At 66.3% G+C, this 13,225-nt stretch carries 11 protein-coding genes; 6 read left to right on the top strand and 5 right to left on the bottom strand.

From position 1 onward, the window contains the following. Positions 1–1,018, bottom strand: a 1,018-nt coding sequence (locus Aple_RS45615) for an AAA family ATPase (protein ID WP_218038854.1), incomplete at its 3' end; no start/stop codon positions are given. A 271-nt stretch (positions 1,019–1,289) separates the two neighbouring features. Between Aple_RS45615 and Aple_RS45610 the strand changes: the two genes are divergently transcribed. Further along, positions 1,290–2,153, top strand: a complete 864-nt coding sequence (locus Aple_RS45610; protein WP_218038853.1) for an exodeoxyribonuclease III — start codon at positions 1,290–1,292, stop codon at positions 2,151–2,153. Here the strand turns inward: Aple_RS45610 and soxR are convergent. Continuing rightward, complete coding sequence (soxR, locus tag Aple_RS45605) at positions 2,148–2,615, bottom strand: redox-sensitive transcriptional activator SoxR (RefSeq protein WP_155351040.1); 468 nt, start codon at positions 2,613–2,615, stop codon at positions 2,148–2,150. The two genes, Aple_RS45610 and soxR, sit on opposite strands and share 6 nt — an antisense overlap. A 30-nt stretch (positions 2,616–2,645) precedes the next feature. Here soxR and Aple_RS53930 point away from each other — a divergent pair, with 30 nt between their 5' ends. Then, positions 2,646–3,494: an SgcJ/EcaC family oxidoreductase gene (locus Aple_RS53930; RefSeq protein WP_218038852.1), complete on the top strand. Its 849-nt coding sequence runs from the start codon at positions 2,646–2,648 to the stop codon at positions 3,492–3,494. A 21-nt stretch (positions 3,495–3,515) separates the two neighbouring features. On the opposite strand, the gene Aple_RS45595 is transcribed toward Aple_RS53930, so the two are convergent. Continuing rightward, a complete protein-coding gene (locus tag Aple_RS45595) occupies positions 3,516–3,878 on the bottom strand; it encodes a nuclear transport factor 2 family protein (protein ID WP_155351039.1) in 363 nt (120 codons plus the stop codon). Positions 3,879–4,105: 227 nt separating this feature from the next. On the opposite strand from Aple_RS45595, the gene Aple_RS45590 reads away from it, so the two are divergent. Beyond that, on the top strand, positions 4,106–5,710 hold the full coding sequence (locus tag Aple_RS45590; RefSeq protein WP_155351038.1) for a hypothetical protein: 1,605 nt from the start codon (positions 4,106–4,108) through the stop codon (positions 5,708–5,710). Here the strand turns inward: Aple_RS45590 and Aple_RS45585 are convergent, their stop codons facing one another. Then, positions 5,711–7,657, bottom strand: coding sequence for a tetratricopeptide repeat protein (locus Aple_RS45585; protein ID WP_170321995.1), 1,947 nt, complete (start codon positions 7,655–7,657; stop codon positions 5,711–5,713). Positions 7,658–7,941: 284 nt separating this feature from the next. Between Aple_RS45585 and Aple_RS45580 the strand changes: the two genes are divergently transcribed. The 3 genes from Aple_RS45580 (at position 7,942) to Aple_RS45570 (ending at position 11,315) form a co-directional block, all read left to right on the top strand. Next, positions 7,942–8,361: a hypothetical protein gene (locus Aple_RS45580; protein ID WP_155351036.1), complete on the top strand. Its 420-nt coding sequence runs from the start codon at positions 7,942–7,944 to the stop codon at positions 8,359–8,361. Between the two features lie 647 nt (positions 8,362–9,008). Beyond that, positions 9,009–9,512, top strand: a complete 504-nt coding sequence (locus Aple_RS45575; protein WP_246265336.1) for a GntR family transcriptional regulator — start codon at positions 9,009–9,011, stop codon at positions 9,510–9,512. A 57-nt stretch (positions 9,513–9,569) separates the two neighbouring features. Continuing rightward, positions 9,570–11,315: an aminotransferase class V-fold PLP-dependent enzyme gene (locus Aple_RS45570; protein ID WP_155351035.1), complete on the top strand. Its 1,746-nt coding sequence runs from the start codon at positions 9,570–9,572 to the stop codon at positions 11,313–11,315. Here Aple_RS45570 and Aple_RS45565 read toward each other — a convergent pair. Then, complete coding sequence (locus Aple_RS45565) at positions 11,308–13,080, bottom strand: hypothetical protein (protein ID WP_155351034.1); 1,773 nt, start codon at positions 13,078–13,080, stop codon at positions 11,308–11,310. The two genes, Aple_RS45570 and Aple_RS45565, sit on opposite strands and share 8 nt — an antisense overlap. Positions 13,081–13,225 lie beyond the last annotated feature (145 nt).

The raw sequence follows: 13,225 nt of genomic DNA, 5'->3' as shown, positions 1-13,225 counted from the left end.
CCTTCTCCGTCAGCCATACCTGTCCCGGCTCCATCGGACGCTCTCCACTCGAAGTAGTGAGAACCGAGGGATCGTGCGAGGTGAAGACGAGTTGGGCACCTCTGGGATTGGCCTGCGGATCCTGAAAGAGCCTGACCACTTCAGCGGCGAATCGCGGGTGCAGGCTGGCATCCAGCTCATCGACCAGTAGTACGGTTCCCTCATCGAGCACCAAGAGCAACGGGCCCAGCAGCGCATACCACGAGCGGGTGCCCAACGACTCATGCCGCCACTCGAACGGAACTTCTCCGGCAGCGGACTGGTGGAACAGCACAGGCGCTGCTCGATTCTTCCCCTCCCGGGTGACCTTCGCGTCGGTGATTCCCAAATCCGCGACCCTCAGGAGGTCCTTGATCCGCTGCGCTTCCCGGCCCGACAGCGCATTCGTGGTGAACGCCTCGCGAGCCTCCCGCTCATCTTCTGGATTGATGAGCAGCAGATTACGGCGGAACCAATGAAAAAGTGCCGACAGTTGAGGATGGTTGTCCGTACCCGCTGTCGACAGAAGCAGGGCATTAGGGCGAGTACGCCGCACTAGCTGAGCTCGGTCCTTCACCCGGTTGCCCGGCCACTCATACACCTCTGCTCGCGAGGTGTCGCGATCCATCCACACCTGACGGTGACCACGAGGGTAGCTGTGAATCCATTCCGCCACGACCCGCGTGGGGCCAAGCTCGAACCCGTACGTCCAGCGAACCGCATCGATCACGCAGTCCACTTCGAAGAAGCTCGGGTCGTCCTCGCCCTTTGGGTCCAAGCGGAAGGGTTGTCGAGGGATACCGTCGAAAGACGCCCAGCTGGCGTAGGAGTTGAGGACCGCCGATCGCATATCAGTCAAGGCGGCGAGCACATTCGACTTACCAGACGCGTTGGCACCGAAGATGCCGATGAGGGAGAAGACCCATGTCGACCGGTCTCCCCCCAGGCTCACCGCACGCGCTGCGAGACTCGGCTTGTCTTCGGGGACGACGAAAGCCAACTCTTGCTCATCGCGCAGCGATCGAACGTTCGCCGCACGGAACCGGAGTAGCACGCCATCCCCCTAGTCAGCCTACGGCTAGAGTAACTGTCCGTCGCCAGTCGACCCGACTTGCAGCGATCACAACTTGGTGGATGGCTCCATAAGGTGCGGGTGCCGGCCGAACTCGTGCCCGTGCGGACCTCGGCGCGCATGTGCCCTCCGATTATGAACAGCTCGTTCGTAACGAGAGGACGATCGGCCGGGGGGCAAGGCGGCTAGGGTGTCTTGTGTGCGGGTGGCGACGTGGAACGTGAACTCCGTCAAGCAGCGGGTGGCGCGGTTGTTGCCGTGGCTGGATCAGCGGCAGCCCGATGTTGTCTGTCTGCAGGAGACCAAGCTCACCGACTCTGCCTTCACGGAGTTGCTTGGCGGCGAGCTCGCTGGCCGTGGGTATGCGATGGCGCTCCATGGTGAGGTGCAGTGGAACGGCGTGGCGATTCTGTCCAGGGTGGGGTTGGACGATGTCGTGACCGGTGTGGTGGGGGCGCCGGGGTTTCCGCTGCCTGAGGCGCGTGCGGTGGCCGCGACCTGTGGGGGGATTCGGGTGCATTCGCTGTATGTGCCGAACGGGCGCACGCCGGGCTCCGATCACTACGCGTACAAGCTGGATTGGCTGGCCGCGTTGCGTGACGTGCTGGCCGCCGGGCCTGAGGTCGCGATCGCGTGTGGGGATCTGAATATCGCGCCCACCGATGCGGATGTCTTCGACCCGGATGCGTACATCGGCCAGACGCATGTGACGCCGCCGGAACGGGCGGCGCTGGCTGAGCTGACGGCGCTCGGTATGCGGGATGTTGTCCGGGATCGCTGGCCTGATCGGCGGGTGTTCACCTACTGGGACTATCGGGCCGGAATGTTCCACAAGGATCTCGGCATGCGGATCGACCTGGTGCTGGCTTCCGGTCCCGTCGCCGAGCGGGTCAGGGCCGCTTGGGTGGACCGGCAGGCGCGTAAGGGTACCGGTCCGAGCGACCACGCGCCCGTCATCGTCGACCTCGACGAGGCACCGGACGGTGACATCGGCCCCGTCGTGCCACCACCGTCCGCCCCGGCTGCCAAGCGTGGCTCCACCAAGCTGCCCCAGTCGTCATGACCGCTCGTTCGGTGTCGTCAGGCGCCGGGCGCCCGGTCCTTCCCGGCCGAGCCGGTCGGCGGGATTGGTGTACGGGCACGCCGTAAGCGAGAGACATCCGCAGCCGATGCAGTTCGCGAGGTTGTCGCGCAACGCGGTGAGGCGGTCGATGCGTGCCGAGAGGTCCTCGCGCCACTCGCGCGCGAGCCGGGCCCAGTCGCGTTTGGTCGGCGGGATGTCGTGGGGCAGGCCGTCCAGCGCCTGCTTGATGCGTTCGAGCGAGATGCCCAGGGTCTGCGAGGCGCGGATGAACGCCACGAGGCGCAGGGTGTCGCGCCGGTACTCGCGCCGTCCGCCCGCGGTTCGCCGACTGCGGATGAGCCCGAGACTTTCGTAGTAGTGCAACGTCGACACGGCCACACCCGCCCGCTTGGCGACCTGGCCGGGTTTGAGCCATACGGCATCCGGGCTCAACGAGTCCACGCCACCACCCCTTGACGTCAAGTCCACTTGATGAAGTTGACTCTAGCCATGCACACGATCACACCTGCGGAGGCGTCGTCTCTCGACGCCGACCGCCTCGTCGAACTCGTCGCCGTGGTAGAGCGCACGCAACGCGGCGAGGATGTCGAAGGTTTCCTCGCTCTCTTCGATCCGGAGGCGGTCTGGGTCACCGGCGGCGGTCGCCGCCTCATCGGTCTCGACACGATCGCCGAGTTCACCCGATCGGTGCTCCCCGGGGCGATGGCCGACATGAGCGTGCGGTACGAGGTCGAGCACATCCGGTTCATCACCCCCAACGTCGCCTTGACGGGCGTCCGGCAGGAGTACCTGACCACCAAGGGCGAGCCCCTCACGCCGCGGCAGCTCGGCCTGCCCAGCTATGTCTGGCGTCGCGGCGCCGGGGGCGACTGGTCCATGGTCGCGGGGCAGAACACGGGGGTTCCGCAGGAGGCATCCTTCGGCCCCGAGGACGTCGCGGCCCTGCACGCGATCGTCCGCGACGTGCAGGACGGATTCAACGCCAACGACGCCGAACTCATGACCGCGCACTTCGCCTCCGACGCACTCGTCGTGAACGCCCTCGGCAAGGTGCTGCGCGGCCGCGAGGAGATCGTCGAAGCGAGTCGTGCCGGGCTGGCCGCCGGATTCCTCCATGAGGCCACCGCGTACTACCGGCTCGGCGACATCGTGCCCCTAACGGATGACGTGGTCACGGCAACGAAGGACGCGTGGCCAACCGAGGAAGCGTTTCGCGCGGGCGGTCCCCCGGAAATGAGGGCGTTGTACGTCTTCGTGCGACGCGAGGGCCGCTGGCTCATCGCTCGCCGGTCGAACACGCTCGTCCCCGCTGCGAACTAGGACGCGAACGCGCCAGTCTGGTCAGGTTGGGTGGGGGCCGTGGGTGGCTGTACCGGTGATGATCTTGTTGTTGTGGAAGGTGAGGATCTCTGCGGAGAGCTGGCCGGTTTGATGTTGGAAGTGGATCACGATGGTGTCGATGCCGGTGTAGACGCCGAGGATTTCGAAGTGGAGTTGGGGGTTGCGGCGGAGGCCTTCGGACCAGTACGCGCGTAGGGCGTCGAGGCCGTGTATGACGCCGTTGCTGTTCTCGATGATTCGTGCGGCGAGTGGGGAGGTGAAGATGAGGTCGGGGGCGTAGTGGCGGGTTATTCGGTCAAGGTCGTGGGAGTTCCAGTCCGCTGCCCACTCGTTGGCGAACTGGTGTGCTTCGTCGAAGTCCATGCCCGTATCTCAGCAGCTCGAGTGCTCCTCTCGCGCTTAGCTGTTGGAACCGACCATAGAAAGCGAGTGCGATGATGTTGCACCGCACGGGGCCCAGCACGTCTGATCCTGACCGCCGAGGCGGGCTTGATCGTCTGTTTGGTCGTGTACGCCCGCAGGAGGAAACGGTCATAGAGTCGTTCTGAATAAGGACGGCCTGTTGGAGGGGTGTGGACGGCGATCGCTGGGTGACCGTTCGCGCGGAGCGGCAGGTCCTCGCGGTCGTCCGGAATCTCGCGTCCGCGGGGCGGCTTGCGGACGTGCTGCCGGTGTTCGGCTCCGATCCTCGGATCCAGACCCTGTTCACGACGGTTTCCGGGTCGGCTTTCGACGACGGTCTCGGGGAATACCTGCGGAAGATCCGGGCGCGGGTGGTGCCGTGGCGGCAGGCCGTGGGTACGGAGTTCGATCTCACGGTGGCCGCGTCGCCGAACGGCGAGCTGAACGAGCTGCGCGCGCCGCTGCTGCTCATGTCGCACGGCGCCGGGCACAACCGGCTGTTGCGGACGCCGAACGGCTACAGCTCGCAGGTGGCGGGGCTGGCCAGGAGCCAGCTGGTGCGCGACGGCCGGGTGCTACCGGCCGCAATCGCGCTGTCCCATCGGGAGCAGTTGGAACGCCTGGCACGCTATTGCCCGGAGGCCGTTCCGTTCGCCGTGGTCACGGGTGATCCGAGTTTCGACCGTATGGTCGCGCATCTTCCCCGGCGGGAGCGGTATCGGCGCGCGCTCGGTGTCCCGCCTGGGGGCACGTTGGTGGTGGTCAGCTCGACTTGGGGCGAACATTCGCTGTTCGGCGCGGCGAGCGGGCTGCTGGCCAGGCTGGTGAGCGAGCTGCCGATGGACGAGTATCGCGTGGCGGTGCTCACGCACCCGAATATCCGGGCCTGGCACGGTGGGCTTCAAGTGGACCTGTGGCTAAGCGCCGCGCGGGCTGCCGGGCTGACGGTGATCCCGCCTGAGCAGGGCTGGCAGGCCGCGCTGATCGCCGCCGACGTGGTGATCGGGGACCACGGGTCTGTCACCCTCTACGGTGTCGCGCTGGACCGGCCAACCATGCTGGCTTCCTCTGGAGGCGAAGGCGAGGAGCTGGATCCCGAGTCCCCCATCGCCGAGCTGGTCGGGAGGCTGCCGCGCCTGGACCTCGACCGTAGGCTGCTGGAGCAGATTCGTGGTGTGATCGCCACGTACGTGCCGGGTGCCTACGCGGATGTGACCGGGCGGACGCTGGGTCAGGTGGGCGACTCAGGGGAGGCGTTTCGCCGGGTGGTCTACCGGCTTATCGATCTGCCTGTCCCGCCGGGTCCGGTGGTGCCGAGCCCGTTGCCCGAGCCGTACGGGGAACGGCTGACGCCGTCGGCCTTCCTGGCGCGGGTACGGTTCACGCCCGGCGGCGTTGACATCAAGCGTTACCCCGCTGCCGCGCGGCTCGACGACGCGGGACCTGATCCTTATCTCGTCGTGGACATCGAGGAACTCGACCGTCGACTGGTGGAGAGCGCCGCGATCATCGTCGGCCGAGGGCAGAGGCCAGGATGGGCGGAAGACACGTTGCGCCGCTATCCCGGCTGCGCGGCCACCGCCCTGGCCGATGATCACCAGGTCCTGATGACGATCCGAGATGGTCCAGAACTGCTGCTTTCCGCGACGCCTGACCTGGATCCGGCGATCCTGCCCTGCGTCGTGCACGCCTGGCTAGCGATGGGGCACCGACTTGACGATCTCTTCGCGCTTACGATTAGCGTGGGTTTCGCGAAATATCGCATAAACGCGACCCCCCCCCGATCGATTTGATCAAGCCATCCGGGTGCGCACGGCGTCGGCTCCGGTCTGGTTGCCTGAGGCCACGTACAGGTCGAGGGCAGAGGTCAGGCAGGCGAGCTCGCGTGGACGATCACCGGAGTCCGCCGCGAGGTCGGCCAGAATCTCCCATGCCCGTGCCTGCTTGGCGACCATCCGACGGCCCCTCATGACCGTCAGGCCCCGCTCTACCAGGGCGACGGCTTCTGCTGGGCGACCCAGACGCCGGTAGACCGCGCCCAGCTCGATCGCGATCTTGGCCTGGCTGAGCTCGTCTCCGAGCTCCGTCATGATCGACATCGCGTGCTCGAAGTCCTGGGCAGACTCCGCGTGGCGGCCGGCGCGGGCGCGGGTCTGGCCGAGGTGGTAGGACTGCAGGCCGACACCACGACGGCGACCACTGTCCGCGTAGACCTGCTGGGCCCGCGCGAACCACTCCTCGGCGGCCTCGAAGTCGCCTCGGGCCAGCGCATCCTGCCCATACGACTCCTGAACCATCCCGACCAGCCGCGAATCCCCCGCGGCCTCGGCCGCCGCCAGCGCCTCGGCGAGCACGCGCGCCGCCGACTCATGATCGGCCAGTTCGATGTACGCCCTGGCGAGCTGGTTATCCATCCGAGCCTCGGCGGCGCGATGTCCCAGAACACGGGCCGCCTGCGCCCCGAGCGTGCTGATCTCCACCCAGTCGGCAAAGTGTTTGCGCTGCTGGAACAGCGCCCACAGGGCTTCGGCGCTCGGCCAGATCTGTTCCTGCCAGCCGGCCTCGGCGGCCGCCCTCAGCAGCGCCAGGACGTTGCCGCGTTCGGCTTCCAGCCAGTCGAGCGCGTCCCCCGGCGTGGCGAAGGGCGCCTCATCCCAGTCCTGAACCGGAGCCACCCGCAGCCGATCCCCCAAGATCTTGACGTCGGCGGCCGACACCGCGCGCAGATACCACGACACCACCGCGCGCAAGGCCGCACGCCGGCTGTCCGCGGGCTCCTCTCGCTCGGCGCACCGGGCGGCATGCAGCCTGACCAGGTCATGCAGCCCGTAATAGTCGACGTCGAGCTCCTCCAGGAGGCTGGCCTCCAGCAGTGCCTCAAGCGCCGCTTCGACGTCGGTCCCGACGACGGCTTCCATGACGGCGGCGGAGAACGTGGTCAGGGGCAGCGAGCCGAGCAGCCGGTACAGACGCGCCGACTGTGGCGGCAGGCCACGGTATGCCGCGTCGAACACGGCCGCCACCTCCCCTTCCGCCGCCAGCCGATCCAGGCGCCGCCGGTCGTCGGTCAGCTCGTCCACCAGCCTGCTCAGCGGCCATCGGGAGCGTTGAACCAGCCGCGCCCCCGCCACACGCAGCGCGATCGGGAGCCCTCCGCACAGCCGCGCCAACTCAGCCGCCGCCTCCGGTTCCGCCGCGATCCGCGCTTCACCGATCATGTCCGACAACAGCAGCAGGCTCTCGGCCGTGGCCAGCGGCGCCAGCGGGATCGTCCGGGCACCTCCGACAACGAGCTGGTTGAGCTGGCGATGGCTGGTCACCACGACCGCACTGCCCGGCGACGGCGGCAGCAGGGGCACCACCTCAGCGGCATGCTGAGCGTCATCGACCAGAACGAGCAGGTTCGCGTCGGCCGTCCGCGAACGGAACAGCGCCGCGCGCTCGGCCAGATCGGCGGGGATCCACTCCTCATGCACACCCAGCGAACGCAGAAAGCCGCCTAACACATCACCGACCTCGACTCCGCCGCCGTGCCGATATGCGCCTAAGTCGGCATATAGCTGGCCGTCGGCGAACCGCGAGCTGACATGGTGGGCCCAGCGGCGGCTGATAGCGGTCTTGCCAACCCCGCCCAGACCGCTGACCACCACAACAAGCGGGCTGTCCCGATCGTCGAGAAATCCGTCGAGGGCGGCCAGTTCGCGCGTGCGGTTGACGAAGCCACGAGGCGCGGGCGGCACCTGGCGTGGAGGCTCACTGGGCGGAGGAACCGGAAAATGCTGGACCAAGTTCCCGATATGCCCGGCCTGGATGAGCGGTCCTCCGACGAACCCTGACGCCTCATTACGAGTCGCCTTGCGTTCTCCCTCGCCAGGCTCGATCATCGCGCCCCCATTCCCGCCACGTAGAGAGTTTTTCCCGTACGAGAGCTCGCGGCAAGCACTTCACCATTTCCGCGGATCGGTTGACAAACCCCTGCACCGCTGGCGGTAATTGCCGGGGAACTCTGCGCCGGGGACGGCCGATGGGTCCCCTGGTCGTCGACACGGTCACCCACGAGCTAGGGAGCAGCGCAATGGACCCGACCGTCATCGCCGCACTCCTCTCCGCGCTGGCCGGTGGCGTCGCGGGCGAGGTCGGCAAGACCGCGTGGACCTCGCTCACCTCACTCGTACGCCGTAGGTTCGGCGACAACTCCCGCGAACTGGCCGCAGTGGAAGCCACCAGCCCCGAGACCGCGCCGGACATCTCCGACCTCCTGGTCGAATGGGCTCACACCGACGCCGACTTCGGCGAGGCACTCACCTCATGGGCGGCCCAGACCGCCGAGAACATCGGCCAAAGCCACGACGTCACCAACACCATCAGCGGCAACGCCAGAATCCAGGGACCGGTCATCCAAGCCGGAGACGTGTTCGGCTCCATCACCCTCGGCCCGCACTAGGCGCTCGCTCGCCACCGTAAGTATTTCTAATCCAGTCGGGTGTGCTTCAAATTCTATTTATAGGGCTAGTAGCCCTATAAATGATCGATTTAGTCCGTTTTAGGTTTTCCTGAGACAAGAGAGGACAAGGCCCTAAGGTGGTAGGCGGCGGGATTAACCGTCGCGAAGTGCCGACCTCTCAACCGATTGCGTCTGAAGAGCAGACGCAAGAACACGGGGAGGCACTTGCGATGGTCGATGACCGCGCATCAGAGGACGATCAGGAACCGCGCAAGGTCGAGGGCCCCAGGGCCCCGGCTATTCGCCCGATGTGGCGGATGATCCTTTGGATCATCTGGTTTCTGATCGAATCGCACACCCCGTAAAGGGGTGATCGGTTGGGCCTCCTGTCAGCCGGGCTCCAAACTCGGGCGGACAGGAGGCCCTTCCGCGTTTCTGCGGCGGTTTTCACGCTAGCGCGGTCCGCCATTCGGGTAGAGGTCTACCACCACTCTAGTGCCGCCCTCGCCGATTTGAGCATTAATCGCTTGGACGGAACAGAGCATACATCCAGCCGGAGGCACGGAGAGGTGCAATGCCTGTATCCACTCATCCCCGGGGAGGTATGGCATACTAAGGGCGAGCGGGGCTGCCCTTAGCGTGCCAGCGTGCTGGACCGATCTGGATCTATCCCGCTGTATCGGCAGGTGGAGACGATCCTTCGCGAGCAAATCTCCTCCGGAGAGTTACCGGCCGGTTCTCTCGTGCCGAGCGAGAAAGAGCTCGTGCGGGAGTTCGACATTTCCCGGGACACCGCACGCCGCGTGCTGAAAGAGCTGCGCGCCGACGACACCATCTACAACCTGCCGGGCCACGGAACGTTCGTCGGACCGCGGGACGCGCCCAGACAGATCCGGCAGCCGGACAGCAGGTATCGAGAGATCGCCGCGGAACTCGCGAACGACATCAGGAATGGCACCTACCGGCCGACCCGCCCGCTACCCAGCGAAGTCCACCTCAAGCAACGCTTCGACGTCACGACGAAGACCGTACGCGAGGCGGTCAAAGTGCTACGCCAGCAGGGCTGGGTCTACACCGTCATCCGCGAGGGCACATTCGTCTCCGACCCCGACTCATGGCCTCAGGAACCCCAAGAGCCGGAAGAGGCCTGAAGACCCGGGTAAGCCGACTGCAAACGGGCGTCAAGCGGTGTCCTGAAAAATCCGTATATGACCGAGGATCCGAACCCGGGTTCCACGGACGTCATCGCCAGGGCACCAGGTTCGTATGCGCCCAATGAGCCGTCCGGCGCTTCGTACCGCCTTTCGCGCGAGCCGACGACATCGCCGCTGCTGGAGCGGATCCGCCGCGGCATCCTGGGGGACGACGAGGTACTCGACGGCCCGTACGGTCCGCGTCGCACCACCTACGCCGACTACACCGCCTCGGGCAGATCGCTCGACTTCATCGAGGACTTCATCCGGGATCAGGTGCTGCCCCGCTACGCCAACACCCACACGGAAAGCTCGGCCACCGGGCTGCAGACGACCCGGTTGCGTGAGGAGGCTCGCGAGATCATCCACGACGCGGTGGGCGGCGGCGTCGACGACCTGGTCATCTTCTGTGGTTCCGGCGCGACGGCAGCGGTCAACAAGCTCATCGGCATCCTGGAACTGCGCATTCCCGGTCTCTACATTCCGATGCCGCGGCCGGTGGTGTTCGTCGGACCGTACGAGCATCATTCCAACGAGCTGCCCTGGCGGGAGTCCATCGCCGAAGTCGTCGTCATCGGGGAGGACTGCCACGGTCACATCGACCTGGGCGACCTCGAAGCGCAACTCCGGCAGTACGCCGATCGGCCGCTGCTCATCGGCAGCTTCTCGGCGGCCTCCAATGTGACCGGCATCCTGTCCGATACCGAGCGGATCGCCGAGTTACTGCACGCTTATGGCGCTCTGTCGTTCTGGGATTACGCCGCCGCAGGGCCGTACGTGCCGATACGCATGCAAGCCACCGCGCCCGGGCGATCAGATCACAAGGACGCGATCTTCCTGTCCCCGCACAAGTTCATCGGCGGGCCGCAGACCCCCGGCGTCCTGGTGGTCCGGCGCGAGCTGGTGCGCAACCAGGTGCCGACGGCGCCCGGAGGCGGGACCGTCGCCTTCGTGGACCCGGTCGGGCATCGTTACCTGGATGACCCTGTCGCCCGCGAGGAGGGCGGCACGCCGGCCATCGTCGAGTCCATCCGCGCGGGGCTGGTCTTCCGCCTGAAGCAGGCCGTGGGCACCGAGCTGATCCAGGCGCGGGAGGAGCGGTTCTGGCGCCGCGCGCTCGACCGGTGGCAGCACAATCCGAACATCGAGATACTCGGCAGCCATCGTTCCCGGCGCCTGTCGATCGTCTCGCTCCGCGTCCGGGCGGGTTCGCTCTACCTGCACCACAATTATGTCGTCGCGCTACTGAACGACCTGTTCGGCATCCAGTCCCGCGGTGGGTGCTCCTGCGCGGGTCCGTACGGCCACCGGCTGCTGGGCATCGACCAGGCGCGGTCCCACGCGCTGCGGGACAAGATCGAGCAGGGGTGCGAGAGCGTCAGGCCCGGATGGGTCCGCGTGAACTTCAACTACTTCATCTCCGACACCGTCTGCGACTACCTCATCGACGCCGTCGACCTGCTCGCCGCGTCCGGCCACCGGTTGCTCACCGATTACCGTTTCGATCCCAGTACGGGCCTGTGGAAGCATCGCCACGGAGCGGCCGAGCCGCCGCTGCACCTCTCCGATCTGCGATATCGGTCCGATGGAATCGTCTGGTATCCGCGCTCGCGCAGGCAGGCCGATGAGGACGTGCTGGCAGGCTATCTGGAGGCGGCGAAGATGCTCATGGAATCCCAGCCGGACGAGATCGATATGCGCTCTCCCGACGACTTCGAAGGCTTGCGAACGTTTCTCCTGCCCGCCGCCTGCCTCATTTGAATACGTAGATGGCTACGGCGATCACAACCGCGAAGAAGAAGGCGAGAACGCCGATAAGGACGACCCTTTCCAAGATCGATCGTGCTCTCTCCCCCCTGCTCAGGGCGCTGCCGCCGGCCTCGTCAGGATTCCTCGAACTTCGTGCCGTGCCTTGTTGTCGCGACTTTCTCCAGGACCGGCGAGACTGCTCGGATCTGATTTTCACCACGAGGTCGAGCCAGATCCGGGCGTGACCGCCTCCCGCCTCCCCCGTGAGTCTGGCCAAGGTGGCGATGACGACGTCTGGCATGCCGGTCATGGCGGCGAGGCCGGCCGCCTTCTTGACCGCCGACTCGTCGAATGCCCGGTCCGCCGCCAGAAATGCCGATACGACGAGTTGTTCGATTTCGGTTTCGACATCCACCCCATCGATCTGGGAGAAGAAGTCGTGGAAACACCTGTGTTCGATGAGGGCGGTCTGCAAGTACTTGCGATAGTCCGGCTCATGGTGCGCCGATGTCGCCATGGCATGCACGAACTGGTGTACCGTCCTTGCGTCTTTCGCCTGGAGTAGATCGCGGACGAGCCTGGGCATGGGATGGACTAGGGGCGGTGCATTCCCGCCGGGCGCAGGCGCGCGCTCAGCGAGCGGGCGTCCAGATCGGGCGTGAGGCGCCGGGGTGGTGGGTTCGGAGGGAGGGCCGTCCCCGATCTGTGCCCATCCGAATGAAGGGGGGCGTTCTCTGAATACCTCGCCCAGCCTGCTACCTGCCGCATAGGGCGAGTGCGCTGTTTCGTCTTCCGCGTATGGCGGCTGATAGGCCGGTTTGCCCTTCGGGTGCCGCGGGGCGTCCTCCGCGGGCGGCCAGCGCCATGCCGCGATCGTCGGGTCGCGCTCCCCGGCCTCGATGTCCGGCGACGCGTCCAGCTGGGCGTGCTCCGGCTGCTCCTGTTCGGCGGTGAACTGGGGCTCGTAGTCGAGTATGTCGCCACCGACCGCCAGGGACCGTTCGCCGACCACCTCGTACGATTCCTCCCACTTGGGCGTCATATCACGGGACGTCGTCTCCCCCGTTGTGGGAACAACGGTGACCTTCTGGGCATAAGCCAGCAACGCTGCGATCCGGCGCTCGTCATTGCCGGTTTCCTTGAGCTTGGCCGCCGCGCGAAGCTTGGCCACGCCGTCGGCGCTCCCCCAGTACGCCTCGACGAGATGGCTGGCCGCATGGGTGTAAGGGTCATCGGCGAACCTGGTGATATTGGTGAGGTCGATGCGTTTATGTGCGGATTCCAGCGAGCGGACCTTCCACTGGTCCAGGAAAACGAAACGCGGAAGGTCGCGGCCGAGGTCGTCGCTTTCATCCGTGGAGAAGGTCCAGTAGCGGGAATCCCCGACTCCGACGACCCCATCGAGGAGGTCCATGAGACCCCACATCACCAGGCGGGGTTCTATCCCGGCGTCGATACGGCAGGAGAACATGGCCCGAGGGTTGCGCAGCACCTCGGTGACGAGCTTGCGAAGCGCATCCCGGTTCGTCCTCAAGACCCGCTCGGTGTAGGCACTCGCCAGCCCTTCTGTGAGCTTTGGCAGCTGATCTGCCCGCAGGGGGGGTCCAGAGGGGTTCGAAGGCACACCTTTCTGCCAGTCCTCGCCCCAGAGGAGCACGTCGCGGGCGCCCAGAGCCGCCTGCTTGTCCAGGTAGGCGTAGGTCCTGATGCGCTTCCGCGGATCGACTTCGGCGGTGGGATGCCGATGGAGGGCGACGATCTGGCCGTCCAGATCCAACCGGCAGACACTCGAACTGGCGGTGGCGTCGGGCTTGCGCTGAAGTTCGACGTGACTGAGCAGCCGCCGTCCCCAACTCACCCATTCCCCCGCCGGGAGCGACGATCGCCGTAGCGCCAGCCCGTCCTGGTCGTCCTCCCAGGAG

It is taken from the genome of Acrocarpospora pleiomorpha (genome assembly GCF_009687885.1).
Lineage (GTDB): Bacteria > Actinomycetota > Actinomycetes > Streptosporangiales > Streptosporangiaceae > Acrocarpospora > Acrocarpospora pleiomorpha.
This window is presented reverse-complemented; position numbering and strand designations above follow the sequence as displayed.